At 70.8% G+C, this 26,532-nt stretch carries 27 protein-coding genes and 1 pseudogene; 16 read left to right on the forward strand and 12 right to left on the reverse strand.

Features of this window, described 5'->3' with window-relative positions:
• Positions 1-79: 79 nt before the first annotated feature.
• From NYO98_RS10305 to NYO98_RS10335, 7 genes are all read left to right on the forward strand, one after another.
• Positions 80-940 (forward strand): ABC transporter ATP-binding protein, encoded by an 861-nt coding sequence (locus NYO98_RS10305; protein WP_268111575.1) that lies wholly within the window; start codon positions 80-82, stop codon positions 938-940.
• A 3-nt stretch (positions 941-943) separates the two neighbouring features.
• Complete coding sequence (locus NYO98_RS10310) at positions 944-3,487, forward strand: FtsX-like permease family protein (RefSeq protein WP_268111576.1); 2,544 nt, start codon at positions 944-946, stop codon at positions 3,485-3,487.
• 142 nt (positions 3,488-3,629) lie between these two features.
• Positions 3,630-4,127, forward strand: coding sequence for a GNAT family N-acetyltransferase (locus NYO98_RS10315; RefSeq protein WP_268111577.1), 498 nt, complete (start codon positions 3,630-3,632; stop codon positions 4,125-4,127).
• Entirely contained in the window at positions 4,124-5,527 is a 1,404-nt protein-coding gene (locus NYO98_RS10320; protein ID WP_268111578.1) for an alpha/beta fold hydrolase, read from the forward strand. Before NYO98_RS10315 ends, NYO98_RS10320 begins: the two co-directional genes overlap by 4 nt.
• A 333-nt stretch (positions 5,528-5,860) precedes the next feature.
• Positions 5,861-8,650: a helix-turn-helix transcriptional regulator gene (locus NYO98_RS10325; protein ID WP_268111579.1), complete on the forward strand. Its 2,790-nt coding sequence runs from the start codon at positions 5,861-5,863 to the stop codon at positions 8,648-8,650.
• A 152-nt stretch (positions 8,651-8,802) separates the two neighbouring features.
• On the forward strand, positions 8,803-8,940 hold the full coding sequence (locus NYO98_RS10330; protein WP_268111581.1) for a hypothetical protein: 138 nt from the start codon (positions 8,803-8,805) through the stop codon (positions 8,938-8,940).
• 86 nt (positions 8,941-9,026) lie between these two features.
• On the forward strand, positions 9,027-9,179 hold the full coding sequence (locus NYO98_RS10335) for a hypothetical protein (RefSeq protein WP_268111582.1): 153 nt from the start codon (positions 9,027-9,029) through the stop codon (positions 9,177-9,179).
• On the opposite strand, the pseudogene NYO98_RS10340 reads toward NYO98_RS10335, so the two are convergent.
• Positions 9,132-9,271, reverse strand: a pseudogene (locus tag NYO98_RS10340) (IS481 family transposase); the annotation flags it as partial. The gene NYO98_RS10335 and the pseudogene NYO98_RS10340 sit on opposite strands and share 48 nt — an antisense overlap.
• Before the next feature lie 452 nt (positions 9,272-9,723).
• Here NYO98_RS10340 and NYO98_RS10345 point away from each other — a divergent pair.
• The 9 genes from NYO98_RS10345 to NYO98_RS10385 all read left to right on the forward strand — a co-directional run bounded on the left by NYO98_RS10345 (position 9,724) and on the right by NYO98_RS10385 (position 15,431).
• Positions 9,724-10,686 carry a DUF932 domain-containing protein gene (locus tag NYO98_RS10345; protein ID WP_268111583.1) on the forward strand — a complete coding sequence of 321 codons (963 nt, stop codon included), beginning with the start codon at positions 9,724-9,726 and terminating at the stop codon, positions 10,684-10,686.
• Between the two features lie 120 nt (positions 10,687-10,806).
• Positions 10,807-12,009 (forward strand): hypothetical protein, encoded by a 1,203-nt coding sequence (locus NYO98_RS10350; RefSeq protein ID WP_268111584.1) that lies wholly within the window; start codon positions 10,807-10,809, stop codon positions 12,007-12,009.
• A 106-nt stretch (positions 12,010-12,115) separates the two neighbouring features.
• Positions 12,116-12,469, forward strand: coding sequence for a hypothetical protein (locus NYO98_RS10355; protein WP_268111585.1), 354 nt, complete (start codon positions 12,116-12,118; stop codon positions 12,467-12,469).
• A 96-nt stretch (positions 12,470-12,565) separates the two neighbouring features.
• Complete coding sequence (locus tag NYO98_RS10360) at positions 12,566-13,465, forward strand: DUF2786 domain-containing protein (RefSeq protein ID WP_268111586.1); 900 nt, start codon at positions 12,566-12,568, stop codon at positions 13,463-13,465.
• A 148-nt stretch (positions 13,466-13,613) separates the two neighbouring features.
• Entirely contained in the window at positions 13,614-13,850 is a 237-nt protein-coding gene (locus NYO98_RS10365; protein WP_268111587.1) for a hypothetical protein, read from the forward strand.
• A complete protein-coding gene (locus NYO98_RS10370; protein WP_268111588.1) occupies positions 13,847-14,119 on the forward strand; it encodes a hypothetical protein in 273 nt (90 codons plus the stop codon). Before NYO98_RS10365 ends, NYO98_RS10370 begins: the two co-directional genes overlap by 4 nt.
• Before the next feature lie 57 nt (positions 14,120-14,176).
• Complete coding sequence (locus tag NYO98_RS10375; protein WP_268111589.1) at positions 14,177-14,770, forward strand: hypothetical protein; 594 nt, start codon at positions 14,177-14,179, stop codon at positions 14,768-14,770.
• Between the two features lie 2 nt (positions 14,771-14,772).
• The gene (locus NYO98_RS10380) at positions 14,773-14,943 is read left to right on the forward strand and encodes a hypothetical protein (protein WP_268111590.1); all 171 of its coding nucleotides are present in this window, start codon (positions 14,773-14,775) and stop codon (positions 14,941-14,943) included.
• A gap of 290 nt (positions 14,944-15,233) precedes the next feature.
• On the forward strand, positions 15,234-15,431 hold the full coding sequence (locus NYO98_RS10385; protein WP_268111591.1) for a hypothetical protein: 198 nt from the start codon (positions 15,234-15,236) through the stop codon (positions 15,429-15,431).
• Between the two features lie 89 nt (positions 15,432-15,520).
• Here NYO98_RS10385 and NYO98_RS10390 read toward each other — a convergent pair whose 3' ends face one another.
• The 11 genes from NYO98_RS10390 to NYO98_RS10440 all read right to left on the reverse strand — a co-directional run bounded on the left by NYO98_RS10390 (position 15,521) and on the right by NYO98_RS10440 (position 26,511).
• Positions 15,521-15,793 (reverse strand): hypothetical protein, encoded by a 273-nt coding sequence (locus NYO98_RS10390; RefSeq protein WP_268111592.1) that lies wholly within the window; start codon positions 15,791-15,793, stop codon positions 15,521-15,523.
• A gap of 11 nt (positions 15,794-15,804) precedes the next feature.
• Positions 15,805-16,854, reverse strand: a complete 1,050-nt coding sequence (locus NYO98_RS10395) for an endonuclease/exonuclease/phosphatase family protein (protein WP_268111593.1) — start codon at positions 16,852-16,854, stop codon at positions 15,805-15,807.
• 140 nt (positions 16,855-16,994) lie between these two features.
• Complete coding sequence (locus NYO98_RS10400) at positions 16,995-17,774, reverse strand: N-acetylmuramoyl-L-alanine amidase (RefSeq protein WP_268111594.1); 780 nt, start codon at positions 17,772-17,774, stop codon at positions 16,995-16,997.
• A gap of 68 nt (positions 17,775-17,842) precedes the next feature.
• Positions 17,843-18,142, reverse strand: coding sequence for a hypothetical protein (locus NYO98_RS10405; protein WP_268111595.1), 300 nt, complete (start codon positions 18,140-18,142; stop codon positions 17,843-17,845).
• Between the two features lie 3 nt (positions 18,143-18,145).
• Entirely contained in the window at positions 18,146-18,610 is a 465-nt protein-coding gene (locus tag NYO98_RS10410) for a hypothetical protein (RefSeq protein ID WP_268111596.1), read from the reverse strand.
• Positions 18,607-18,771 (reverse strand): hypothetical protein, encoded by a 165-nt coding sequence (locus NYO98_RS10415; protein WP_268111597.1) that lies wholly within the window; start codon positions 18,769-18,771, stop codon positions 18,607-18,609. The genes NYO98_RS10410 and NYO98_RS10415 overlap by 4 nt, the downstream gene beginning before the upstream one ends.
• Before the next feature lie 2 nt (positions 18,772-18,773).
• Entirely contained in the window at positions 18,774-21,602 is a 2,829-nt protein-coding gene (locus NYO98_RS10420; RefSeq protein ID WP_268111598.1) for a phage tail protein, read from the reverse strand.
• Positions 21,603-21,616: 14 nt separating this feature from the next.
• Positions 21,617-22,432 carry a hypothetical protein gene (locus tag NYO98_RS10425; protein ID WP_268111599.1) on the reverse strand — a complete coding sequence of 272 codons (816 nt, stop codon included), beginning with the start codon at positions 22,430-22,432 and terminating at the stop codon, positions 21,617-21,619.
• Between the two features lie 2 nt (positions 22,433-22,434).
• Positions 22,435-25,809 carry a phage tail protein gene (locus tag NYO98_RS10430; protein WP_268111600.1) on the reverse strand — a complete coding sequence of 1,125 codons (3,375 nt, stop codon included), beginning with the start codon at positions 25,807-25,809 and terminating at the stop codon, positions 22,435-22,437.
• Positions 25,810-25,828: 19 nt separating this feature from the next.
• Positions 25,829-26,164, reverse strand: a complete 336-nt coding sequence (locus NYO98_RS10435; protein ID WP_268111602.1) for a hypothetical protein — start codon at positions 26,162-26,164, stop codon at positions 25,829-25,831.
• 38 nt (positions 26,165-26,202) lie between these two features.
• On the reverse strand, positions 26,203-26,511 hold the full coding sequence (locus tag NYO98_RS10440) for a hypothetical protein (RefSeq protein ID WP_268111603.1): 309 nt from the start codon (positions 26,509-26,511) through the stop codon (positions 26,203-26,205).
• Positions 26,512-26,532: the final 21 nt, after the last annotated feature.

Raw genomic sequence — 26,532 nt, forward strand, 5'->3', positions numbered from 1 at the left:
CAAAGCCCTCATCCGCACACCACCCGAGCACCCCAACCGTTCACCGGCCGTCACACGGCCACCCGACCAAGGAGCCACCATGACGAACCTGCTCAACACCACCCCCGGAATCGCGGACACCCGCCCCGCGGCAGCCTCGACCAAGACAGTCGCGGTGCGCGCCCGAGGCCTGGTCAAGACCTACGGCAGCGGCCCCGCAGCCGTGAAGGCACTCGACGGAGCCGACCTCGTCATCCACACCGGAACGTTCACCGCCATCATGGGACCCTCCGGGTCCGGCAAGTCGACCCTGATGCACGCCCTCGCCGGCCTGGACGTCCTCGACGCCGGCCAGGTGCACATCGGCGACACCGACGTGACGGGCCTGGGCGAGCGGCAGCGCACGTTGCTGCGCCGCGACCGGTTCGGGTTCGTGTTCCAGAGCTTCAACCTGCTCCCCGCCCTCACCGCGCAGGAGAACATCACCCTCCCGCTGGACCTGGCGGGACGGCGCGCAGACCCCGACTGGCTGGCGCGGCTCGTCGACACCTTGGGCCTGCGGGACCGGCTCGGCCACCGGCCCTCCGAGCTCTCCGGTGGTCAGCAGCAGCGCGTCGCCGTCGCCCGAGCCCTGGTCACCCGCCCGGAGATCGTGTTCGCCGACGAACCGACCGGCAACCTCGACACCCGACACGGACAGGTCCTGCTGAGCTTCCTCCGCGACGCCTGCGACGACCTCGGTCAGACCATCGTCATGGTCACCCACGACCCGCTGGCCGCCGCGCACGCCGACCGAGTCGTGCTCCTCACCGACGGCCGCGTCATCGAGGAGATCACCGACCCCACCGCCTCGGCCATCGCCGACCGGATGCTCCAGCTCGACACCGACCAGCACCCCAACCCCCACCCCCGCGCCGGCTCCGGCTTCGGCTCCGGCTCCGGCTCCATCCAGGAGGGCTGACCCATGCTCCGCCTCGTCCTCAAGCAGACCCTGGCCCACCGCGGCAGGCTGCTGCTCACCTTCGCTGCCATCACCTTGGGCGTCACGTTCGTCGTCGGCACCTTGGTCCTCACCGACACCTCCCGCGAGGTGTTCGACGACCAGTTCTGTGACGCCAGCACCGAGGTCGACATCGTCATCCGCGACGCTGTCGCCTTCGACGCCGCCATGGGCATCGAGGTCGAACGCGACCCCCTGAACTCGCGGCTCGCAGCCCACACCGCGACCCTGCCCGGCGTCAGCCGGGCCATCCCCGTCGTCAAGGGCACCGGACTTCTCATCGCCGACGGCGAGGCGATCGTCCCCGCCGGCCCCTCGATGCTCACCTCGTGGACCGGCGTCGACGGGTTCACCCTCCGCGACGGCCACGCACCCGAACAGCTTGACGAGGTCGTCATCGACGCCGCCACCGCGACCGCCCACGACATCACCCTCGGCGACACGGTTCGGGTTCAGGCCGACTCCGAGGCCGACCTCCGCGTGGTCGGGCTCGTCGGCTTCGGTGACGCGGACGGGCTGCCCGACACCACCGTCGCCCTCACCAGCCTGGCCACCGCTCAGCGTCTCCTGCGCCTCGGCGACGGCATCTCCCAGATCTCCGTCATCGCAGCCGACGGCACCGCCACCTCGGAGGTGGCCGACCGACTGCGCGCCGAACTCGGCACGGACGTCGATGTCGCCGCCAGCCAGGACACGGCCGCTGCCAGCGCGGCGGCCGCGAAGTCCCAGCTCGGCTTCATCACCGGTGCTTTGCTCGCCTTGGCCGGGGCGGCTCTGGTGATCGGTGCGTTCCTCATCGCCAACACGTTCTCCGTGCTGGTCACCCAGCGCACCCGCGAGCTCGCAGTCATGCGTGCGGCCGGAGCCACCGGCCGTCAGGTCATGACCTCCATCCTCGGCGAGGCCGCCGTCCTCGGCATCGCAGGCGCGGTCGCCGGAACCGGCGCGGGACTCGTCGCCGCGACCGGGCTCCGCGCCCTGCTGGACGCTGCCGGCGCCACCGTGCCGGACGGCCCGACGGTCCTGTCGGCCCGCACCCTGGTCGTCGCGCTGGCGGTCGGAGTGGTCGTCACGCTCATCGCCGCCTTCGGTGCCGCCCGCCGCGCAGCCCGCGTCTCGCCGGTGATGGCCATGCGCGAAGGCGCCCTTGGCACCGCCGGCGGCCGGGGCCGCATCCGCGCCGGCGTCGGCCTCACGCTCACAGCCGCGGGAGTCGCCGCGCTCAGCGTCGGCGGCGCCACCGAGTCGATGCCGGCGCTCGGAGCCGGCACGGCCGCCCTCGTGGCCGGACTGGTTGCCCTCGCCCCGGTGGTCGCGCCCGCCGTGGTGCACCTCATCGGCCGCGGACTGAGTGCCGTCACCGGCCGCAGCGTGCCTGCGGGGCTCGCCCGAGAAGCCGCCCGCCGGGCGCCGCGACGCACCGGAGCGACCGTGATGGCGTTGGCGCTCAGCCTCGCGCTGGTCGTGTTCGTCTCCGTCGTCGGAGCCTCGGTCCGCGCTGCCCTGCAGTCCGGGTTCGACGAGGCCATCACCGCCGAGCTCGTCGTCGAGAGCGCACGCGGTGAGATGCTCGGCGGCCTCGAGCCCGCGACCCGGGAGAAGATCGAGGAACTGGACGAGGTCGGCACGGTCTCGCCGCTTCGGTTCGGGCACTGGAAGGACTCCGGCGCCACTCGCGCGCTCACCGCGCTCGACCCCGCGACGATCGACGACGTCACCCATGTCGACATGGTCGAGGGCAGCCTGACCGACCTGTCCGACGGCCGCGATGGGGTGGTCATCACCGAACGCCAGGCGGTTGAGCGTGGCCGCGATGTCGGCGACAGGCTCGCCATGACGTTCGCCCGCACCGGGACCGTGCAGGTGCCCGTCGTCGGGCTCATCGATGACGACGACGCCAAGGCGCTGAGCACCGACTACCTCGTGTCGCTTGCCAGCTACCGAGATTGGTTCACTGAGCGCGTCGACGCCACCCTGCTGGTGCGCCCCAGTTCGGGCACCACGCTCGACCAGGCCCAGACCGCGCTCGAGGACGCCCTCGAGGGCATGCCGACGGTCGAGGTCCGAGACCAAGCCAGCGCAGCCGAAGCCCGCACAGCATCGTTGGACGGCATCCTCACCCTGATCACCGCCGTGCTCATGCTGACCGTCCTCATCGCCATGCTCGGCATCACCAACACGCTGGCGCTGTCCATCATCGAACGCACCCGAGAGCTCGGCCTGCTTCGCGCCGTCGGGATGACCCGCCGTCAGCTGCGCACCATGATCCGCACCGAGTCACTGCTCATCGCGGTCGCCGGGCTGCTCGTCGGAACCACGGTCGGCGTCGCCACCAGTGCCCTGTTCGTGCGCGCCATCGCCCAAGGCGGTGACCTGCACCTGCAGATCCCCACGACCGGGCTCGCGCTCGTCGCCGCCGCGGCCCTCGTGGTCGGCATCGTCGGAGGACTGGCGCCCGCACGCCGCGCAGCCCGACTGGAGGTGCTCACCGCCATCCACGAGCAGTGACCACCGCCCCACAGCAGCCGGGTTCTGCGCCCTCCCCACACGCCCCCGCGGGGCGCAGAACCCGGCGTTCTTCCCGGCGCGACGACGCGCCCGTCAGACCCAGGCTCGACCCACACCCACGGACACGAACGGGAGCACCACCATGACCGACCAGCCCGACCTGTACGGCACCGTCACCATCCGCCGCGCCGGCGTCGAAGACGCCGACGACGTACGCACCCTGCTCGTCGAGCTCGCCACCCACGAGAACTCAGCCGACGCCGTTCACGCCACCGTCCAGGACTGGCGCCGCATGCTCGCCAACCAGAGGGTCGTGGTACTTCTCGCCGTCGCCGGCGACCAGCCGCTCGGGTACCTCAGCGGCACCCGTCAGCTCAACCTCTGGCAAGGCCGTGACATCTTCGCCATGGACGACCTCTATGTCCGCTCCCAGGTTCGCGACCGCGGCATCGGCGGACAGCTCATGGCCGCCCTGGCCGAGCTCGTGGCCCCCGACCAGTCCGTCATCACGTGGGGCGTGAACCAGGACAACGACGCCGGCCAGCGCTTCTACCAGCGCCTGGGAGCCATGCTCCGCACCAAGGTCGTCGCCGCTTGGCGGCCCGATGCCTACACCCGCTACCTGCAGGACCAGGCATGACCACGACAACCACCACCGCCACAAACGCACCTCGGCTGTTCCTGCGTGAGCTCAACCACCGCGACACCGACGCCGTCCAGGCACTGCTGGAGGCTGACCCGGGCTACGCAGGCCGCGTCACCGGCGCGCGGGTCAGTAGGCACGCGGCGGTCGCGCTGATAGACGGACGTCCACCCAGCGTGCCGGCGGAGCGGAAGGTGGTGCTTGGGGCGTACGACGCCGACGGCACCTTGGTCGCGGTCGTCGACGTGCTCCGCGGGTGGCCGGACGAGCACACGGCACACATCGGGCTCCTTCAGACCCATGCCGCGCACCAACGGCGGGGTGTGGGTCGACGCACCCACGAGCTGCTGCTCGACTGGGTGTCCCGCTGGCCCGAGATCCGACGGATGCGGGCCATGATCGTCGCCACCAACGCCACGTTCGCCGATCCGTACTGGACCGCGCTGGGTTACGAACCGGACGAGGCGCCGAAGCCCTACCGGGCCGGCGACGAGGCGACCACCGTTGTGGCCTGGACACGCAACCTCACCGACAGTCCGAGCCCGGAACGGTTCGCAGACGTCGGTGACGTCACCTTGTGCTACCAGAGCATCGGCGACCCGGCGTCGCCCACGATGCTCCTCATCATGGGACTGGGCTTCCAGCTGATCCACTGGCCAGACGCGTTCTGCCGACAACTGGCAGACCACGGCTTCCACGTGGTGCGGTTCGACAACCGGGATGCGGGACGCTCGACCCACCTCTCCGAAGCCACGTACACGCTCGACGACATGGCCGACGACGCCGTGGGCCTTCTCGACCACCTTGGCGTGATGTCCGCGCACGTCGTCGGAGCCTCGCTCGGCGGCATGGTGGCGCAGCTGATGGCGATCCGGCACCCGGGCCGGGTGGCCTCGCTGGCGTCGCTGATGTCGACGACCGGACACCGTGGGAAGGGCCGCACCTCGCCTGCGCTCTTCCGGCACTTCCTCGCCAGCCGCCCGCGGACTGAAGAACAAGCCGTCGACCGACGGGTGCGGGTCTTTCGGGCCGTCGGGTCCACCGGGTTCGAGCAGGACCTCGATGAGCTCCGGCGAGTGACAGTCGAGGCGTTCCGTCGCGACCCTGACCCGCGCGACGGACGCAGACGGCAGCACCGAGCCGTGCGTACCGCTTCCGACCGCACTCTCGCGCTGGCGCGCTTGGCAGTGCCGACTGTGGTCATCCACGGCAGCGCCGATCGCATGTGCCATCCCTCCGGCGGTCGGGCCACCGCGGCCGCCATCCCGGGTGCACGACTCGAGCTTGTTGACGGCATGGGGCACGATCTGCCGCCCGCCGCCTGGCCGCGTATCGTCGTCGCCCTCACCCGCAATGCCCGCAGGGCCGTTCCCAGCCCGCCCGCGGGGCCGCAATGATGCACAACACCCCCCGAACTTTCGTCGGAACCGTGGTCTTCCGCCTCGCGGACCCGCCGTCCGCAGAGGTCGGCGAGCCAATCGAGCGACACGTGGGCGCCCTGCCGGGCGTCAGCTCCTGCGACTTCGACGAAGCCGCGGGGCTCCTCGTGGTCACCGCCGACGCACCCGTCGAACGAGCCGACGTGCTGGCACTACTGGACCACCTCGGATGTCGAACGACCCGGTGATCAGAGCGCTCGTGGGCCCCCGCGCCGCTGTCGACAAACGCCCCGATTTCGGCCTCGATGTCGGCCCTGTTCGGGTGTCGGGTCGGCTGGGTATGGTGCCGCCGTGCTGAGGGGACGGGAGGCCGAGCAGGCAGCGCTGCGTGCCCTCGCACGTCACGCAGCGTCTGGGCAGGGAGCAGCACTGGTCCTGCGAGGCCAGCCGGGGGTCGGGAAGTCCGCCCTGCTCGACGACGTAGTCACGGCCACCCGCGACGCCGCCGACACAGGTGACGCAGGTGACCCGGCAGTGACCGTGCTGCGCACCCGGGGCGTCGAGTCCGAGGCCCCGCTGCCGTTCGCCGCCTTGCACCGCCTCCTGCGACCGGTGCTCGACCGACTTGACGACATCGCGGCACCTCAGGCCGAGGCACTTCGCGCTGCATTCGGCGAAGAAGCAGGTGGTGCCGGAGGTGCCGGTGACCGGCACCTGGTCTACCTGGCCACGCTGAACCTCCTCTCGGAAGTCGGCAGCGACCACCCTGTGCTTGGCATCGTCGACGACGCCCACTGGCTCGACGACGCCTCCGCTGCAGCGCTGCTCTTCGTGGCCCGTCGGCTCGAGGGCGAACCTGTCGCCTTGATCTTCGCCATCCGCGAAGACGAGCGCGGAGCCTTCGACGCGCCAGACCTCACCACCCTCACCCTGGGCGGGGTCAACGCCGCCACCGCGGCCGAGCTCATCGCCGATCAAGCCGCGGACCTGGCCGCCAACCAGGCGGCGGCCCCGATCGCCGCCAGCGTGCTCGCCGAGCTCGTCGACGTCACCGACGGCAACCCGCTCGGGCTGCTCGAGCTCAGTGGCGCGCTCACCCCAGCCCAGCTCGCGGGAGAGCAACGGCTTCCAGCCCGCCTTCCGCTCACTGAACGGGTCGAGCGTGCGTTCCTCGACCGCTACCGCAAGCTCGACAGCTCCGCGCAGACCGTGCTTCTGGTCGCGGCCGCTGACGACTCCGGTGACCCCGCGACCGTCGCCCGTGCGGCGGCCGCTCTCGGCGCCCCCGAGCAGGCCTTCGACGGCGCAGAGGAGTCCGGCCTGCTTGGTGTCAGCGAGGAGGGCATCGTGCTACGCCACCCACTCGTCCGCTCCGCCATCTACGGCGCCGCCACCAGCTCGCGTCGCCGCCAAGCCCACCGGGCTCTCGCCGACGCCCTCTCCGGCACCGTCCACGAGGACCGCCGCGCCTGGCACTTGGCCGCATCCGTCGACGGCCCTGATCCCGACGTCGTGACAGCGCTCGACGAGACCGCCGAGCGAGCGAGCCGCCGCGGGGGCCACGAGGCGGCCGCTGCCGCGTGGACCCGGGCCGCCGAGCTCACCCTCGACTCCCACGCACGCGCCCAGCGCCTGCTCGCCGCCGCCGCCGCCAACCTCGCCGCCGGTCGCCACCTCGACACCGAGCTCCTCGCCCGAGCCGCGCTCGTGGACGCAGACGACCCACTCCTGCGCGCGGACCTGCTCCAGCTCCAAGGCCAGGTCGAGTGGAACACCCGCTCCCTCGACGACGGCTACCGCATCGTGTGCCAAGCAGCCACCACGGCCGCACCCCACGACCCCGCCCGCGCCCGCATCCTCGCCATGCTCGCCGCCGCCCTGGCGTCCTTCGGAGCCCGGTCCGCTGACGCCCCCGACCCCGCCACCATCGTCGAAGCGCCTGCCCCCGACGCGGCACCAGACCAGGTCGTGGCCGGCCATCTGCTCGACGGATTCACCGCCGTCATCCGCGATGACTGGGCGGCCGCGGCCACAGCTCTTCGACGGGCCTGGGACACCCCACTCCCGCCGAGCACACCACCGCTTCTCCACGCGAACCTCGCCATCGCCACCATGCACCTCGGTGACGACGAACGCGCCATCCGCTTACACGACCGCCAGCTCCAGCACGCCCGCGACGCCGGCGCCATCAACATGATCGAGCACGCCCTCACCCGCGGGGTCGTGTTCCGCATCGCCACCGGCGCATGGAGCGAAGCCGCATCAGCCGCCCAGGAGGCGCTGCTGATGGACCGCAACCTCGGCCTGCACGAGCTCGCTGCGTTCCCACTCGCAGAACTTGCCGTCATCGCAGCCCTGCGCGGCGACCCCTCCGCCCCGCAACACCTCCACGACCTCGACGCCGAACTCGAACAGCGTCCAGCCCACGGCGCCACCCTGGGACTCGTGCGCGGCCTCCACCACTGGGCGGCCGCCCGCCAACTCGACGTCACCCCAGCCACCGCACTGCACCACCTGCAGCAGATCGACCTGCCCGTCGCACGCTGGCTCACCGCCCTGGACCGTATCGAGACCGCCGTTCGTGCGGACCGCCCGGACCTCGCCCGGACGTGGCTCGACGAGCTCACCTCGTTCGCTGAAGGAACCGACATGGCGTGGGCATGGGCGACGGTCCACCACGCCCGCGCCGTCGTCGGCGACGGTGATGCGGAGGAGAACTTCACGAAGGCCCTGGAGTGGCACGCCCAGTCGCCGCGCTTGCCCGCCCGAGCCAGGACCCAGCTCGCCCTCGGAGAGCACCTGCGCCGCCACCGCCGACGCACCGATGCCCGAGTGCCGCTACGAGAAGCCCTCGACACGTTCGAGAGCCTCGGCGCCGGGTTCTGGGCCGACCGGGCACGCCAGGAACTGCGGGCCTCCGGTGAGACCGCGCGCCGCGGCGCCAACCTCGTCGCCAGCGACCTCACCCCTCAGGAGTCACAGATCGCCGCGCTCGTGCGCGGCGGACTCAGCAACAAGGACGTAGCCGCGCGGCTGTACATCAGCCCCCGCACCGTCGACTTCCACCTCCGCAACGTCTACACGAAGCTCGGCATCACGTCCCGCACCGAACTCGCAGCACTCGCCCACGACCCCACCTAGCGTCAAGGTCCCCGCTTGCGGACCGGCCGCTCACCGGGTCCCGGCAATCTCCCCGGCAATCTCCCTGGCAGTCTCCCCGGCGATTTCCCCGGCGCGACCACCCCTTCATCCAGAACACGATGGTGGCTCCACGAACCGCCCAGGAGACCATCATGACCACCAACCTGCTCAACCACGCAGCCGTCGACCACGAGATCCAGCGCCGCCTGCAGGCCGCCGCCGACGCCCGCCTCGCCCGACTAGCCCGAGGGCCCCGACGCTGGTCGACCCGACCACGAGGTACCCGGTGAACTCCCAGACGACCATCACTCCTGCCATCGCGCGCCACCACCCGCTTCCACCGCCCTCCTCGTGGTCGACGCACAGCAAGGCTTCGATGACTCCACCCACTGGGCCCACGCAACGGCTCAACGCGGACGCCAACATCGCTGCCCTCATCGCCGCCTTCGCCGCGACGCACAGACCCGTCGTGTTCGTGCAGGCGCAGGGCGCGGTGGAACCGCTCGATCCTGCCGGTGGTGGTCGGTGAGCGGGGCCGGGTGTGTGCAGGTGCTCGATCCCGTTCTCCCGGCAGATCCGGTCGAACCGCACCTCCACCGGCGGGGTGTTGAGACGGCCGGTGGCTGCTCGGTGACCCTCAACTCCCTCATCTGGGGAGTGTCACCAATCAACCGGAGTAGCCGTCACCCATCACCCGAAGATGTGTGACGACTCAACCGAAGGCCGAACGTCACCCATCAGGCGAAGCAATACAGCGGTGCTGGTGCCCCAGGCAAGAGTCGAACTTGCGACCTTTCGCTTCGGGCGTGCACCGTTGTTGGACGTTGCGCCACGTTGACTAGACGGTCCGTTAGACCGGGTGACCTGCCTAGTTAGACGGATGCCGTCGTTTCGCTGGACGTAGGCGCGTGATTCCGCGGCGCGGGTGTCGGTTCGTTTCCGCGGGGTTGACGCGGGATTCCGCGGGGCGTGGCGGTCCGTCCAAAGAAAGTGTGTTCGCGGACTTGTTTGAGTGGACGGCAGGACTTAGCGTCTTCGGTGTCAGCAAGTAACCGCACCGAAGGAGCCACACCATGAACGCCACCACCACCGCCCCCGCCGGGTTCACCCGCACCCCCGCCTGGCGCACCCTCGGCGGCTTCGTCCGCAAGGACAGCGGCAACATGACCGCCCGTGAGGCGATGGTCGCCGCGGGCCTCAACGACTGGAACGTCCGCAAGGAGCCGATGTTCACGGCGTCGGGGATCGAGATTCCCAACCGCGTCGCCACGGTCCGCACGGACCCGGCCACGGGCGGCACCGAGTACCTCGGCTATGTCGGTCACAACTACGTCATCCAGCAGAACGAGGAGACCTTCGACTTCCTCGACTCCATCGTGGACGAGTCGGGCGCGCACTACGACGCCGCCGGGATGATGAAGAACGGTGCCCGCATCTTCACCACGCTCAAGATGCCCGAGGGCATCAAGATCGCCGGGGAGGACGCACACGACATCTACCTGCTGGCGTCCAACGGTCACGACGGCTTCAACGCCTTTCAGGTCGCCGTGATGCCGATGCGTCTCGCGTGCACCAACCAGCTCACGATGTCCCTCCGCGGCGCGAAGCAGTCGTGGAAGATCCGCCACACCGTGAACATGGCCGGTCGCCTCACCGAGGCCCGCAACTCCCTCGAGTTGACGTTCGACTACATGGACGAGTTCGCCTCCGAGATGGGCCGCCTGCTCGACCAGGAGATGACCAACGACGCCTTCGACAAGCTCGTGAAGGGGATCATCCCCGACGCCAAGAGCGACAGCGGCAAGGCCGCCGTGGACGAGAAGCGCGGCGACCTGTGGCACCTGTTCACCGAGGCCGAGACGAACGCCTTCGGCCGTGGCACCAAGTACGCCGCCTTCAACGCGGTCACGGAGTGGGCCGACTGGCTCGCCCCCATGCGCGGCGACACCGACGGGACGAAGCGTGCGAAGCGCATCCTCGACGGTGGCACCGTGCAGGACGTCAAGGACTACGCGCTGGCGTCGCTCAGCGCGTGACACACGCCGGGCCGCCCCTTTCCCCGGGGGGCGGCCCGGTCCCGCGCTGTGGACACGTCACAACTAATCCGGCGGGTGCCCCGTCACACGGGTTCACCATCCGCAACCGCAAGGGGAATCATGCGACTCACACTCACCGCCGCCGCCGTCATGGGGGCGGCTCTGCTTGTCCCGATGGGGACGGCCACAGCAGCGGCCGAGACGTGCGACGGGAAGGCGGCGACCATCGTCGGCACGCCCGGGGGGACGATCACCGGCACGGAGGGGCCGGACGTCATCGTCACGAACGGAGCGACCCGGGTCGACGCGCTCGGGGGCGATGACCTCGTGTGCGCGACCGGAGACGCCACGGTGGGAGCGTTCCTCGGCGAGGGGGCCGACACGTTCCTCGATCAGGGCGGCAAGGGTCACGGGGTCATCGGCGGCACGGCCGACGGCATCGACACCGAGGCCGACGTCATCCGCCTCGCATCGTGGGGGACCGTCCGCAGCGGCACGCCCGGCCAGCCGAACGGCGACACCATCGACCTCGCCGCCGGGGGCGACCTGTTCTGGAGCGGCACCCAGACCGCGCCCGGGTCCGTGACCACCACCGGGGGCGGCCTGTTCCTCCGGGGCCAGACCGAGGTCACGGTGGACGCCAGCGGCACCGTCACCGGGCCGGACACGTCCTTCGCCTACACGGGCCGCTTCGACTGGTTCCACCTCACCACGAGGGCCGAGGCCGGGACGTTCACCTTCCGCGGCACCGACCACGACGAGAACGTGGTCGTGGACGCCCCGACGACGTTCGACCGCCACGTGACCCTCGGCGACGGGGACGACACGTACGAGACGAACGGCCTCGGCGGCAACGCGTCCTGGGCCAAGGGCAACGAGGGCGAGGATCGCCTGCTGCTCAACCTCTCGGGCCACCGGGTCAAGGCCGACCTCGGTCGCAAGGTCACCGCGGCCGACGGGCAGACGTTGACCCGCATCCGTGGCTTCGAGGACTACGTGATGAGCGCGCGGCGCGTGAAGGTGCGCGGCACGAACCGCGGCGAGCGCCTGTCGCTCATCGCCTGCCGGACGTTCGTCAACGCCGGGCCGGGTAAGGACGTCATCACGCACTCCGTCGAGTACGGCGAGGGCGACGAGTGGACGACGCCGCGGTGCAAGAACTACCGGGCCGTGGTCAACGGCGGCCGGGGCCGGGACACGATCAAGGGCACGCCCGGCAATGACCGTCTGATCGGCGGCCGGGGCTTCGACACCATCGACGGCGACTTCGGCCGCGACGTGTGCGAGGGCGAGTCCAAGCGGCGCTGCGAGCGTCGCCCCTGATCCTAGATTCCCCCGTCTAGGCGCTTCGGCCGCCCGTCTTGTTTCCTGAGACGGGCGGCCTTAGTGTCTCCGGTGTCAGCAAGCAGGCACCACCAAGGAGCACCCGATGGCCAGCAAGATGCGTCCCCCGTTCGTCCGCCTCCACGCCGCGACCCTCGACCCGGCCACCCGGCCCGACGAGCTCGCCGCCCGCCTCCGCGACGCCGAGGCCGTGACCGGCCGCCACCGCCTCGCCGAGGGTGCCGTCTACGCGTCCGGGTGCCGCCGCTACCTGCTCGACACCGGGGACGCGTGGACCCGGGCCGGTGACGCCGCCCCGTCGTGGGGCGGGGAGTCCGACCACCGCTCGCGCATCGCCGGGGACGCGTGGCGTTGTTCCTGCGGCGACAGCGGCACCGCGGCGGACCCGGTGGCCGCCCATGCCGCGCACGCCGCGTCATCGCGTGCCGTCGCCGTCTAAAGAATCTGGCCGTGTGGGCTTGTTTCCTGAGACGACGGGACTTAGCGTCTCAGGTGTCAGCAAGCAGCACCCGCACCACCTACCTAGGAGCACCCCATGACGAACACGACCGCGGAGACCATCGGCAAGTTGCTCGCCAAGGCCGAGCGCACCGACAACCCGCACGAGGCCGAGGCGTTCACCCGCAAGGCCGAGGCCCTGATGGTCAAGCTCGGCATCGACGAGGCGATGGCCCGACAGGCGGCCGGGCAGGATGTCCGGCCCGAGACGATCATCGAGCGGCGCATCCGCGTCGCCGTCGAGGCCGCCAAGATCGGCACGTGGTATCCCGACGGCACGACCACGACCTGGGCGTGCGTGTCGTGTGACCGCGACCTCCCCGTGAAGAAGTTCCCGACCACCGGCAAGGAGGGCGGCCGGGGCCGCGAGTGCCGCGAGTGCCGCGACAGCCGCGTGGCCGAGCGGAAGTTCATCACCGCCGAGACGAACGCGTACAACCGCGAGCACGTCGTCGGGTGGCACACCATCGCCAAGGCCCTCGGGTCGGACCTCTACTTCACCGGCAACTACGCCACCGCGCACCTCGTCGGGTTCGAGTCCGACGTCGCCCGGATCGAGATGCTCGTGACGTCGCTCAAGACGCAGGCCACCCTCGCGCTGTGGACGTGGTGGAAGGCCGAGGGCGACGAGGCGAACGCGTACGCCACCGACAACGACCGCACCAAGGCCCGCCGGGACTTCGTCGTCTCGTTCTACGTCGTGGTGGCCCGCCGCCTCCGCGAGCAGACCAAGCAGACCATCGACGCGACCCCGGGCGCGGCCCTCGCCCTCCGCGACAAGGCCGCCGAGCTCAAGGACCACATGGAGGACAAGGACCTCCGCACGACCCGGGGCCGGTCGTACTCCGGGTCCGACGCGGGCGCGGACGCGGGCCGCAGGGCCAACCTCGGCGGTTCTAACGCCGTCGGGGGCGGTCACCGGGCCATCGGTCGCTGACCCCCGGACGGGGCGGCACACGCGCCGCCCCGTCCCATCCGGCACCGTCCAAAGATTCTGGCCGCGCGGGCTTGTCTCGGTAGACGAAGGCACTTAGCGTCTTACACGTCAGCAAGCAGCACCCGGCACCACCACCAAGGAGCACACCATGAGCGAGCACTACCCGGCCGACGCGATCCAGACCGTCACGGCCGCCATCCGCGACATCGAGGGCGTGGGCACCCGCTACACCGGCCTCGACGTCGACCACGACGAGAACGGCGTCCGCGTGTTCCTGTGGGACACCGAGCTGGGCGGCCCCGTCACGTGGTCCGGCATCCCGCTCACCGTCACCGCGGCCGAGGTCACCGCCCGCGTCGTGGGCGACCTGTGGGACCGGGCATGAGCGCCCGGAACCCCGCGGGGAACGCCACCCTCGGCTTCAACGGCCGCCGCGCGGTCCGCATGTTCGAGCACGACGCCCTCGCCGAGCTCGCCCGCCTGGGCTTCGGCAACCCGCGGATCGTGCGCCGCACCGCCCACCACGAGAACGGCGACCGTCGCCGCCGGGTCGTCGGGGAGACGGTCGTCACCGACTACGACCGCACCGGCACCAACTCGGACGGGTCGCCCCGGTACGACCGGGCACGCCTCACCGCCACGTTCTCGATCTAGTCCACCGACGGGGCGGCACCACCGCCGCCCCGTCCCCACCCCGGAAGGAAGGAACACATGACCGCCACCGCCACGGACGAGGTTCGCCTGGTCTACCTGCCCGCCACGAAGGGGGCGGGCAGGGTCCACCGGACCACGTGCGAGCACATCCCGGCCAAGGGGACGCCGATCCCGGCCGAGCGCGTCGACCCGGACGCCCTGTACGACGCCACGCGGGCCACCTGCTGCTCGCCCCGCATGTTCGACATCCGCAACGCCATCGCCGCCCAGACCGGCACCACCACGAAGGAGAACGCAATGCCCAACGCCGCTCAGAAGTCCGCCAAGAACAAGGCCGCCGACGCCCCGAAGCCCGCCGCCGCGAAGGACAAGGCCGAGAAGGCACCCGCGAAGCCGGCCGCCTCCAAGAAGGCCGCCGCCGCACCCGCGAAGGACAAGGCCGACGCCGCCCCGGCGCGGACCAAGGTCGGGACGTTCGACGTCGGCACCAAGGACAAGTTCAAGTGCCAGGGGGAGTGCGGCGAGACGCTGCCCGTGAAGAAGTTCCCCACCGTCGGCACCGAGGGCAAGCGCGCGGTCGAGTGCCGCCCCGACCGCGACAAGCGCACCAAGGCCGAGAAGGCCGCCCGCGCCGCCGCCAAGGCGAAGTGACCATGCCGCGGATCAAGGTCACCGGCTACCTCGACACCGACGACCTCGACCCCGAGCACGTCGACACGTCGCACGAGATGGGCCTGTCCACGGCAGGCTACGAGCACATGATCGGGGCCGACGGGTCGCGCGGCCTCGGCCTCGATGACGTCGAGTTCCAGATCGAGGACTGACCCACCCGGGGGCCGCCGGACCACCGCCCGGCGGCCCCCCACAATCCACCTCACGGCGTGACATCGCCGCCGTGTGCAAGACCGGCCGACACCCCGTAGTGTCGGCCCAACGACGCCCCCCGTCGACCCGGTGCGCTTGCTGACACTTGTGCTCCGAAGGGTCCGGGGGGCGTCGTCTATGTTCCGACAAGATCGTCTAAAGAAAGTAGGCGTGTTGTCTTCGGTTCGTGGACGCGGCGACGTAAGTTCTTGAGCGTCAGCAAGCGATCACCACTCGGAAGGAACGCCCAATGAACAAGGACGTACGCCAGCTCATGAAGGCCGCGAAGCGCGAGGGTCTGGAGGTCGCCACGCAGGGCGACCACCTCCGCGTGACCAACCCCGCGACCGGGGAATGGACCACCGTCGCCAAGACGCCGAGCGACTACCGCTGGCGCAAGAACTGCCTCGTGCACCTGCGGCGGATCGGGTTCCGCGGCTGCCGGTGACGTAGGCGGCCACAGGAACGACGAAACGCCCCCCACCCGACCAGTTGGCCGGATGGGGGGCGTTCGTGTGTCAGCGGTACGTCAGACGGTCACAGCGGGCCGTCGTCGTCCTTGATCCGCGGCGCGGCCAACAGCCACGGCGCGAAGCGGCCGATGATGTCGTTGACCCCCGGGAGGGCCATGACGCGGGTGATCCCGCCCGCGACGGCGATGGACGCCGCCACGAGGGGGAAGCCCGGGTCCACGCCCGCGGCCTCGATGACGAGGCCCCACACGGCCGCGACAGCGACCACGAGGGCGAACACGGTGCGGATGGTGGCCCGCCACGGGTAGGCGGCCTGGGTCGTTGCGCGGTGACGCATGGGGGCTCCCATCACTTGAAGTCGATCAGGTCGACGGTGCCGACGAGGACGTTGTGGGCCGACGTCTCGGAGCGGTTCGACGTCGCGCCGACGCTGAGCTTCGCCTTGACGTAGGTCTTGCCATAGAAGATGTAGTCCGACTTGCGGCCAGACTTGCGGAGGGTCTTCTCGCCATCGCGGCACACGTTGTCGAAGGCGGACTTGCACGCGGTGCCGTCGATGTTCTGCTTCATGCCGGTCTCCCAGAACAGGCCGGACGCAGCGCCGGACCCGTCGCGCTTGACGCGGTGCAGGAGGTCGATGTTGTAGGTCTTGGGCGACGAGTTGAAGTCGCCACCGAGGACGACCTTGCCGCCCGCGTCGTACGCGTTGACCGTGTTCGCAACGGCGGTCGTCGCCATCGTGCGCGAGGAGATGTCGTCGGCGTCCTCGTCACCGGCCGGGAGGTGGGTGTTGAAGACGTTCACGATGCCCTTGCCGCCGCCCGCGCCCCAGAGGATCTGGGCACCGGCGAGGGTGTGACGGCGCGACTTGCGGGTCTGGAAGGTGGCGTCCGCCGTGCCCGCGACCGGGATCACCGGGAGGACCTGCACCGACTGGTCAACGATGGGCCACGCGCTCATGATGAACGTGCCCTTCTGCTCGACCGTCTGCTGGCCGTTGGTCTTCTCGCAGGAGTTCTGCGTGTAGGGCGGGACCGCGCCGAGGTCCGGGCGCGAGCCCTGCTGCTGCCACACGAACTGGCCGAAGTAGTAGCCCGGGAACTTCTGCTGCATCTTGGCGTAGTCGCGCTCGCACGCCTCCTGGATGAACACGACATCCGGCTGGTTGGCGTTGATCTGCGCCGTGAGCTCGACGAGGGGGTTCTCGTTCGTGCCCCACCCGTCGAAGGTGCCGTTGTCGTTGAGGTCGTTGTCGGCACCGGAGCCGATGTTGGCCGTGATGGACGTGAAGCGGTGCGTCGCGGCCGAGGCCGGGGACGCGGTGAGGGCGACGAGGAACGTCGAGGCGAACATGACGAGGGCTGCCACGATGGCGGCCGGGGACTTAGCGATCCGCAAGGGAGACGCCTTTCTTCTAGATGACCGCGGGCCGCCCCGGGATGGGGCGGCCCGTCTAACGGTGGTTGGTCGGCCGTACACAATCGTTGGACGATGTGCGCGTGCAAGTCGGGTCCGCCGACTTGAGCCGGGGGGGTGGGTCAGGCGACGACGCGGAAGCCGTGCTTGTCGCCGAGGGCCACGAGGGACGCGCGCCCGGGGATGCCGTCGGCGTCCTTGCCCGTGTAGCCGAGGCTCTGCTGCCAGCGGCGGTACGTCGGGACGCCCTCGGACTTGAGCGCGGCCTTGATCCGCTGGCGGTCCGCGCGGGCCGCCTTGGACGTCACCGCACCCGACCACCCCGCACGCCGCGAGAGGCGCTGAGCGCGGGCGAGGGACACCGCCGGACGGTTGTCGACCGGGCGGACCACGGTCGGCAGGCCGACGAGGCGACCGGCACGGATGGCGGCCATGAGCGGGCCACCCGGGCAGGCGGTCGAGTTTCCGGGCACCTGCTGATGCCCCTCGACCTTCGTCGCGTTCTTGAACGTGCCGAGGATGTGCTGCCGGAGCTTGAGGAAGGCGTCGATGGCCTCCTCGCTCGGCTGCTCGTTGTTGCCGATGACGAACAGGACCCCGACGCGGGTCGGGTTGCCGATGGCGTTCGCGTGCGCGCCGATGTTGAAGCCGGTGAGGTTCCACACGCGGCCGGAGCCGTCGATGGCGAAGTTGTAGCCGATGTCCGCCCAGCCCTTGCGGACGTGGAAGTCCCGCCACCCGCGGAGGCGCTGGGCGACCTGGGCCTTGGACAGCCCGTTGAGCGGGGCGTCCCCGGCGGCCGGGTAGTGGACGGCGATCCCGACGACGCGGGACGTGAGCAGGGGGCGACCGAGGCGGCCGTTGCGTGCGGTGGTCCACTCGGACCGGTCGAGGATGTTCATGCGGTGTCCCTTCGGGATGACGAAGGCCCCCCGCCCGGGATGGGCGAGGGGCCTTGGTGGTGGCCGGGTCAGCAGTCCGCGTGAGCGTCCGGCTCGGCCGGTGGCCGGACGGTGCGGGGGAACGGCGGGAACTTGGCGGGGTCCACGCCGTTGTCGATGGCGATGCGCCGGACGTTGGACGCGTGCTCGCGGGCGATCCGCGCGTTGGCCTCGGCGGTGTCGCGCTCGCGGCGAAGGCGGTTGTTCTCCTTCTGCTCGCGCGGGCGACGGTTCGTGAAGTAGCCGATGGCGGCCTTACCGATCTCAGGCAGGATGGTCCCGACCCCGAGAGCGGTGATGAGGGCGACCACCGCCTGGATCGTGTTCATGGGTCACTCCTTCTCGGGACGTGGCTCGTAGTTGACGCCGCGGATCTTGTAGGCGCGTCCCACGAACACGAGCGCGGCGATGGACACCGCGCAGAAGGTGGGGATGAGGTTGTTGGACACGTCGCCGTGAAGGTGGACGAGGACGGCCGCGTAGATGGCCGCCCCGGTGCCGCCCGCCTTCACCGCCACACGCTCGGCCCACCACAGGCCGGGGAGGACGCCGTACGCGCCGAACCCGCCGCACACGACGAGCAGGCTCGCCCACGTGTACGCCAGCGTGGTGCCCACCGACCCCTCGATGGAGTTGGGCGGCATGTGGATCGCGGATGCGCCCATGACGAGGGTGAGCAGGTAGACGAGGAACATGAGCAGGCGCTCGAACCGCGGCTCGCGGACCCGGTAGTACCACCGGACGAGCCACCGGCTGAACGCCACCACCCGGTCGGGCGGGCACCCGGCCCGCGTCACGTGGACGGCCCCTCGGCGTCGGCCACCGCGCGGGCGTCGGCGAGGGCTTCCTCTGCCTGCTCGGCGCGGGCGGTCTGCATCGCCACGTCGAGCGCGAGGTCCGACACCTGCTTCTGGAGGGCCGCGATGACACGGCCCGGATCGACCTTGATGTTGTCCATGCCTACTCTCCGATCTTCGTGATGGCGACCCACGTGTTAGCGACCCCGCTGAGGAGCGACAGGTCCTGGGCCGCGTTCTGAAACGCGTCCATGTAGAGCCAGTCCCCGGCGTTGAAGCGCTGCGTGGTCGTGATGGTGTGCGTGGCCCCGTTGGCGTCGAGCGCGGTCGACGGCACGCCGACCTCGGCGAAGGCCCCGGCCGGGCCGACGAAGCGGATTGCGCGACGGTTGCGCGTGTTCCGCTCCCACACCACGGACCCCTGGCAGAGGTAGACGCCGGGGTGCTGGATGCGGAAGAAGTACCCGGCCTCCCAGCCGATGCCCTGCTGGTCGACCGCGCCGTTGAGCGTCACAATCGCGTAGTCGCCGCCCGACGTCGTGCGCTGGTCGGCCGTCGAGTACCGCTTGGCGAACACGGGCATGAGCACCTGACGCTGGACGCCGCCGACGAGCACCCGGAGGTCGGTGGCCTCAAGGCCGCCGGACACCTTGACGCGGTGGCCGTTCCCGGTCTGGAGCAGGATGCCGGTGCGGGAGCGGACGTTGGCCTCGTAGCCGCCCGCGGACGAGGTGACGTCGAGCCACATGGCCGTCGTGCCGGTGCCGTCGGCGTCCGCGCCGATGATCGTCCGCTGCATCCCGGCCATCCGAACGCCGCCACCCTGCCAAGACGTGATCGTGCCCGTTTTGGATGCGGCCTGATAGAAGCCGACCACGGCACCGCCGTACGTCGTGTCCTCCGACACCACCACGCGGTAGCCCGTGGGCGTCCCGGCGGTCACCGTGCCGGACACCTCCGCGTCTACGGCGGTGAGGCGTCCTGTGGCCGCGCTGATCGTCGTGCGTGCGCTGCCGGACGCCGGGAACGCCCGAAGGCCCTCGGTGTCGAGGACGACCCGCTGGCCCGTCTCGGCGGTGCGGACGGTCGCGCCCGTGACCACCATGCCGTCGACCGCGCCCGCGGCGAGGTTGTTGGCCTTGACCGAGTTGAGCTCAAGGTCGCCGCCCACGATCCGGTCGACCTTGCTGAGCAGGGTCGTCTCCGACGTCGACACGTTCCCCACCCGGTCGTATGCCCGGGCGCGGGCCATGACGGCGGTGTCGTACGGGAGGCCGGTGATCGGCACGGAGCCGCCGGTCCGCTCGGTGACCTCGCCGACCGCGCGCCACGTGAGGCCCATGTTGGACGAGACCTCGATGACGACGCGGGCGAAGTCCGCGGGCATCGCGGGGGAGCCGTTCCACGTCGCGGTGACGACGCCCATCCGGGAGGTGAGGATCGGCTTCGACGGGGCCGGGGGCGGGGTCGTGTCCTTCGCGGTGGTGACCGCCCGGACGTTCGACCAGCCGCCCGCCACGTACGAGTCGCTCACCGCGCGCACCCGGTACTCGCGTGCCTGCCCGGTCGGCAGGGGCGAGAGGGCGACGTCGGAGGCGACGGTCGTCGTGACCTGCGACCACTCGCCCGAACCGACGCGCGTCCACACCTCGTAGCCGCGGACGGCCAGCAGGACGCCCTCGGTGTCGGTGGTGACGTCGGCCCAATCGAGGACCACGCGCGCCTGGGCGAACCCGTAGACGTCGGTGTAGGCGTCCGACGATGCCGTGAGGCCCGCAGCATCCGCAGGGACGCGCGAGTCCGGGCCGTCGGGGATCGTGGGGGACACCGGGGACGGTGAACCGCCAGCGCCGCCCGGGGTGGCCCCGCCGGTCACGGATGCCGTACGCCGGGCGAGGCGTGCGAGCAGGTCGTCGAGGCGCGTGCCGAGCGTGGTGTGCCCGGACACCCCCTCGGCGTCGGCCGTGAGGCTGATCTGGACGACCCGGGACCGCTCGCGCACGAGCACCCCGTCCTCGTCCTCGCGGTCGACCCAGACCCAATCGCCCGGGCGGTAGTTGCGCCACGGGACGACGGTCGCCGAAGCGGTGTGGAACTCGCGCGTGAACTGGACGCGCTCGTCCGCACCGGCCGCGAGCTCCTGCTCGATGAGCAGGGCGGCCGTCCCCTCGTCGGTGACACCCGACTGCGTGGCGTAGCCCTCAAGGCGGCCGTACGTGGTGTCCGCCCCGGGGTTGTCGACGTCCCACGTTGCGCCCGCGTCGCCCACGAGGCGGACGAACGTCACGAGGTCCTCGATCGAGCCCTGCTCGGGGGCCGACGTCACGCCGTCGTTGTGCCGGACCCACACCGGGGCGTCGCCCGTGGTGAGGTCGCGGCCGAGGGTGGTGTCGGCGTTGTAGAGGTGGAGCGCGCGGCCGTCCCAGGCGACGTCGGCCATCCCCTGCTCGACCACCGCGGCGATGACCGAGTGGAGGTCGGCGGACGGCTCGAAGGCGAGGGTCACCTCGTCGGCCCACGGCTGCCCGGCCGAGTCGTGCGTGGCGGTGAACGTGCGGGACAGGCCCGGTCCCCACCCGCGGCCCTGCGCGTCATCGAAGATGGTCCCGACGATGGTCCCGGCGTTGGCCGCGTTGAACTGGCGCTTGCCGTCGCTGTTCATGTTCTCGCCGGTCCACACCCGGGCCTTGCGGCCGAGCCAGCCGACGTGGACCGCCTCGTACGTGCGGGCCTGTGCGCCGTCGTCCTTGGAGTTCCACGACCGCTTGACCACGTGGAAGCGGGCGTTGAGCGGCTCGCGCCACTCCCCGGCCGGCTCGTCCCACCATTCGACGGCGACCTCGGGCTTGGTCTCCAGCAGGGGGAACCGGCGACCGTGCTTCGTGTACTCGATGCGGAGCGTCGGCAGGTCCGACCCGAAGGGGTCGGTGATGGTGAACGTGAGCGAGTCCGGCAGGACGCCGAGCGGTGCCCCGAGCGGGGTGTACGCCACGAGGCGAAGGTGCATCACAGGAACGCCCTCCTAGCGCGTATCTGGTTGGCCCCGGGTGCGCCCGTGATGGTGAGGGCGACCCGCTGCTGGGCGTTGGGGTTGAGGTCGAAGCCGCCGGGGCCGACGGACAGGCCGCCGGACACGTCCGCGCCGCCGGTCCATGCCGACGTCGTGGTGACGCGGGCCGTGTAGGTCGCGGGCTCGATCCGCAGGAACGAACCAGCGGGCACGTTGCCCGACCACCGGAGGGTCTTGCCCGTGGCGGTGTCGGTGGCCCGGACATCGGTCACCGGGCCGGGGAAGCGGAGTACGGGGTCGGTGATCGACCCCGTGGTGCCGTCGAGCTCGGCGACGATGCCGCCCTGGCCTACGGCGATGGTCTGCTCGTTCGACTCGCGCCAGAACACGCCGGGCAGGTCGAACGGCAGGACGACCTCCGCCGTATACGGGTCGTGCATCTCAGGCTCGACGGCGGCGAGCAGGCGGACGGCCGCAGCGCGCCACGTAGGCGCGTCCGGGGCCGCGTAGTACCGGAGGTCCGGCAGGCGGCCGAGCGGGGCGGCGATGGCCCACAGCGCGGCGACGTTGGCCCGCATCTGCTGGTGCCCGCCCGGCTTCCCGGCCGCGTCGTTGTCGGTGACGATCAGCCCGACGGTGTGCGACCCCGGGCCGCGCACGGTGGGCGGCACAGGGGCCGAACCGTGCACGCCCGGGATCGTGACCGCCGACAACGCCGGGGCCGGGAGCGGCCCGAGCAACGTCTTGTCGCTCACCGCCCACCGGCCCGCGGGGTCATCGAGGGCCACACCGTCGAGGACGTATGTCCCCATGTTCACAGCGCACCTACCATTCCGAGGGTCCGTGCGGCGGCGTCGACCGTCTTGGACGTCGGCTCCGCCTGCGGGTTGTTGATGGTCTGCTGCACGAGGACGCGCGGCCCGGCCACACCGGCACCGGACTCGCCCGGGCCGTCGCCACCGAACGGCGGCGGGACGTAGGGCATCCGGGGGGCGGGCGGGTCGACGTTGACCGCCAGCGCGTTGCTGACGGCCGTAGACGCCCGCTCGACCTCGGCGAGGCCCGAACGGACACCCGCGGCGGCGTTGGACGCCAGCGCGGCTGCTGCGGCCGTGACCTGCCGGACCTTGGACGTGGCACCCATGCCGACCGCGAGGCCCGCCGGGATGAACTGGCCGAGGCCAGCCATGACCCGCGAGGGCGACTTGATCTTGAGTGCCTTCTTGATCGCCTTGGTGAGTTTCTTGGCGATCTTCTCGGCGGCCTTGGTGAGCAGGTCCATCTGCGACTCGATGCCCGCGACGAGGCCCTGCGCCGCGTCCACGCCCGCCTGGTAGAGGTGGGTCGAGGACGTCGCGCCGAGCGACTCGGCCGCCGCGCTGATCTGCGAGTTGAGGTCGTTGACCTCCGCGACCGCCGTCGCACCACCGGCCGCGAGGGCGGCGGCGTAGTCACCCGCGGCCTCGGGACCGGCGGCGACGAGCTCGGCGTACGTGTCCTTGTTCAGACCCGACGCGAGCAGGGACGCCATATCCCCGGCGAACTTCTGGACGACGGCGAGCCGGTCGCGCATGGATGCCGCGATGTCGGACGCCGTGACCTTCTGGAGGAAGCCGTAGATGTTGGTCTTGCCCTCGGCGTTGAGCAGGGACGTGAACGAGCGCACGCTGTCCACGACCGACGCCTTGAAGTCGTCGCGGATGCTGAGCGCGTCCTTGAGCCGTTCCTTGGCGTCCTCGAGGCGGACGGCCAGCACGTCGCGGGCCTTGGCGATGTCCTTGAGCGTGATGGCCTGGAGGTCCGCGGACTTCCGAAGCGCACCGCCGGGGAACAACGACCCGAGCAGGCGGTCCGTCGCGGCGTCCTTGGACACGCCCTTCCAGAGCGCCTTGGTGCGCTTCTGCTGGGCGGCCGTCAACTTCCGCGCGGCCTTGGCACCGGCCTTCAGCGCGACCGACGTCGACTTGGCCCGGCGCTCGGCCGTGGCCCGGTTGATCCGCTTCCCCGCCTGCCGCTGCAACCGCATGATCTGGTTAGCGAGCTTGGGGATCGACGTCTTGGCCTTCTTGCTGAGCTTGTCGGCAACGGCCTTCATCGCCTTGTCGCTGTCCGACGCCCCGGCGCTGATGCCCTTGGCCAGACCGCGGGGAATCCACACACCGAGGGCGGCCATGACGCGGGACGGCGAACGGATGCCGAGCCGCTTCTTGACCCACCCGGGGATCTTGTCGGTGATGGTCGACGTGATCGTGGAGAGGATCGACCCGGCCGACGACCGGATGCCCGACACGAGGCCGGACACGACGTTGCGACCGGCAGACACCAGCCACGACGCGGCACCCGCGAGGGCACCACGGACGCGGCCCGGGATCGACCCGAGGAACGACGTCACGGTGCCCCATGCGCCGCTGATGCCGTTGCGGAGCCCGGTCATCGTGGAGCGGCCCGCGTTGACGAGCCACGACCCGGCGGCGGCGAGCATCCCGACGACACGGCCGCGGATGCTGCCCACCCACGACGCCACCGCGCCCCACGCCCCGCTGATGCCGTTGCGGAGGCCCGTCATCACGGACGACCCGGCCTTGCGGAGCCACGACCCGGCGGCCGAGAACACGCCGCGGACCTTGCCCGGGATCGACTGGAAGAAGCCCATGATGGCTCCCCAGTTGCGGACGATGATCGCGAGCGGGTGGTACTTGGCGAAGCCCGCGATGACACTGATGACCTTGCCGATGGCCGACCCGACGGCCTTGCCCGCCTTCGCCACCGCGCCCTGAACCGCGTTCCACGCCGACGTGACGACGCGGCGGAAGGTCTCGTTGCGCTTCCACAGGACGGTGACGACGGCGACGAGCGCCATGACGGTGACGATGACGACGCCGAGGGGGTTGGCGGCCATCGTGAGGTTGAGAATCGCCATCGCGACCTTCGCCGAGAGGATCGCGCCCCGGGCGAGGTTGATGGCGGTCGTGACGCCGGTCGTGACCATCGCGAAGGCCTTGAGGCCACCGACGACGGTGAGCACGGTCCCGGCGATGGGGACGATGACCTGACGCCACCGGATGAACCAGGCGACGACGGCCGAGACGACGGTGACCGCCGTTGCGATGGCGTGGGCGGCCGTGGTGATGGCGGTCCCGATCAGCGGGCCGATGGTGGACGCGAAGGCCCTGCCGTCGCCGGACGCGCTGCCGAGGGCGTCCCCGATGCGGTCGAACGCCGGGCCGAGGGCCGAGCCGATGATGGACGCGCCCTCGGTGATCGCGGGCCACAGGTACTTCTTGAACCAGCCCCACGCGGCCTTCACGGCAGGCACGAGCGTCCCCATGATGACGCCACCCGCGGCGGTCGCCATCGTGGACACCTTCGGCGTGATGGCGTCCACGCCGGATATCACACCCCCGAGGCCGTTCTTGATCGCGGGGAACGCCCCGGACACGACCGTCGCACCGAGACGCGAGAACGCCGCGCCGACGTTGGCGAGGGTGCCGCGCATGGTGGACCCCGACGCCTGAGCCGCGCCGCCGATGTTCTCGTCAATGACCTTCTTGAAGGTCTTCGCGTCGACCTCGCCCGCGGCGACCATCTTGCGGAGTTCGGTGGCCGTGACCCCGTACTCCTTCTGGAGCCACTGGTAGACCGGGATACCCCGGTCCGCGAGCATGTTGAGCTCCATCGTGTAGGCGCGCTGGGCCGTCTCGACCTTGTTGAGGATCGAGCCCATCTCGGACATCGAGACGCCCGCGATGGTGGCCGCGTCGGCGGCGGTCGTGAGGTACTTGGTGAGGTCCTTGCCGGGCTTCACCCCGGCGGCGACGGCACCGGCCGCGGTGGTCGCGGCGGCGTCGAGGCCGAACGCGGTCCCCTTCACGGAGTCGAGGGCGGACCCCATGATCCGGTCGACCGACTTCGCATCGTGGCCGAGGCCCTGGAGCTTGCCCCGGGCGGCGTCGATGTTGAGGGCGCGGTCGATGCCGCCCTTGATGACCTTCGCGGTGAGCAGGCCGCCCGCGATGACACCCGCGGTCTTGGCGTACTTGCCGACGGTCGACACGAAGCCGCCGCCGAACCGCTTCCCGCTGGACTTGCCCGCCGACCCGAGGGAGCCGTTGAGCTCGCCCTCGATGACGCCACGCGCGCCCTTGACGGACGGGATGACCTGTAGCGCGGCGTAACCGATTGTCTCCATGACGGCTCCCCTCGGGTCGTTAGGTGATGACGCCCTCCGCGATGAGCCGCTCGCGCTCACGCTTGCGCTCAAGGGCACGGTTGACCTGTGCCTGGCGCTGGGGGTCGGACTGAGCGCGCTTCACGTTCGACGGAAGCGCGGGATGCTTCTCGCCGGTGAGGGCGGTCCACACGTGAGCGGTGAGGTAGTCCCCGATACGCCACGGGGCCTCGTCGTCGTTGAGGACGCGGGCCACGGATGCGTCGGGGTTGTGGAGCAGGTCCACGAACAGGGACACGCCCTCGGCCAAGGGCACGCGGCCCCGCACGACGTCGGAGAACGGGATGCCGTAGAACCGGCGGAAGTCCGCTCTCACGGCGTGCGGGTGCCGCGCCGCCACATGGACGAGGGTTCTCAGTTTCCCGTGTCGATCCCGCAGTGGGCGAGGTAGCGCTTCACGAGCGCCTGCATCGGGCCACGGCGCAGGACCTTCGCGCTCTTGAACTTGGCGAAGTCGTCGCCGAGGGCGAGCTTGATGACCTCGATGTCGGCACCGGCCTCGCCGCCCGCGAACGCCTCCGCGGCCTTCCAGCCGTCGAGCTCGTCGAGGTGGGTGAACGAGTACGGGGTGCCGTCGTGGACGACGACGAAGGGCTTCGTCTCGGCCTCGTTGCGGAAGGTGTCGAGGTTGAAGTCGACGGTGGGGTTGTCGTGGTGCGTCATAGCGGTGTGCCTTCTTTCGGT

Source organism: Nocardioides pini (genome assembly GCF_026712185.1).
Classification (GTDB): Bacteria; Actinomycetota; Actinomycetes; order Propionibacteriales; family Nocardioidaceae; genus Nocardioides; species Nocardioides pini.

Coding starts and splice junctions, on each gene's coding strand:
- NYO98_RS10375 (WP_268111589.1), top strand. CDS start 14,177: ATGACCGCCACCGCCACGGACGAGGTTCGCCTGGTCTACCTGCCCGCC.
- NYO98_RS10345 (WP_268111583.1), top strand. CDS start 9,724: ATGAACGCCACCACCACCGCCCCCGCCGGGTTCACCCGCACCCCCGCC.
- NYO98_RS10440 (WP_268111603.1), bottom strand. CDS start 26,511: ATGACGCACCACGACAACCCCACCGTCGACTTCAACCTCGACACCTTC.
- NYO98_RS10405 (WP_268111595.1), bottom strand. CDS start 18,142: ATGAACACGATCCAGGCGGTGGTCGCCCTCATCACCGCTCTCGGGGTC.
- NYO98_RS10320 (WP_268111578.1), top strand. CDS start 4,124: ATGACCACGACAACCACCACCGCCACAAACGCACCTCGGCTGTTCCTG.
- NYO98_RS10360 (WP_268111586.1), top strand. CDS start 12,566: ATGACGAACACGACCGCGGAGACCATCGGCAAGTTGCTCGCCAAGGCC.
- NYO98_RS10430 (WP_268111600.1), bottom strand. CDS start 25,809: ATGGAGACAATCGGTTACGCCGCGCTACAGGTCATCCCGTCCGTCAAG.
- NYO98_RS10350 (WP_268111584.1), top strand. CDS start 10,807: ATGCGACTCACACTCACCGCCGCCGCCGTCATGGGGGCGGCTCTGCTT.
- NYO98_RS10305 (WP_268111575.1), top strand. CDS start 80: ATGACGAACCTGCTCAACACCACCCCCGGAATCGCGGACACCCGCCCC.
- NYO98_RS10355 (WP_268111585.1), top strand. CDS start 12,116: ATGGCCAGCAAGATGCGTCCCCCGTTCGTCCGCCTCCACGCCGCGACC.
- NYO98_RS10330 (WP_268111581.1), top strand. CDS start 8,803: ATGACCACCAACCTGCTCAACCACGCAGCCGTCGACCACGAGATCCAG.
- NYO98_RS10335 (WP_268111582.1), top strand. CDS start 9,027: ATGACTCCACCCACTGGGCCCACGCAACGGCTCAACGCGGACGCCAAC.
- NYO98_RS10365 (WP_268111587.1), top strand. CDS start 13,614: ATGAGCGAGCACTACCCGGCCGACGCGATCCAGACCGTCACGGCCGCC.
- NYO98_RS10415 (WP_268111597.1), bottom strand. CDS start 18,771: ATGGACAACATCAAGGTCGATCCGGGCCGTGTCATCGCGGCCCTCCAG.
- NYO98_RS10425 (WP_268111599.1), bottom strand. CDS start 22,432: ATGGGGACATACGTCCTCGACGGTGTGGCCCTCGATGACCCCGCGGGC.
- NYO98_RS10385 (WP_268111591.1), top strand. CDS start 15,234: ATGAACAAGGACGTACGCCAGCTCATGAAGGCCGCGAAGCGCGAGGGT.
- NYO98_RS10400 (WP_268111594.1), bottom strand. CDS start 17,774: ATGAACATCCTCGACCGGTCCGAGTGGACCACCGCACGCAACGGCCGC.
- NYO98_RS10380 (WP_268111590.1), top strand. CDS start 14,773: ATGCCGCGGATCAAGGTCACCGGCTACCTCGACACCGACGACCTCGAC.
- NYO98_RS10315 (WP_268111577.1), top strand. CDS start 3,630: ATGACCGACCAGCCCGACCTGTACGGCACCGTCACCATCCGCCGCGCC.
- NYO98_RS10310 (WP_268111576.1), top strand. CDS start 944: ATGCTCCGCCTCGTCCTCAAGCAGACCCTGGCCCACCGCGGCAGGCTG.
- NYO98_RS10390 (WP_268111592.1), bottom strand. CDS start 15,793: ATGCGTCACCGCGCAACGACCCAGGCCGCCTACCCGTGGCGGGCCACC.
- NYO98_RS10370 (WP_268111588.1), top strand. CDS start 13,847: ATGAGCGCCCGGAACCCCGCGGGGAACGCCACCCTCGGCTTCAACGGC.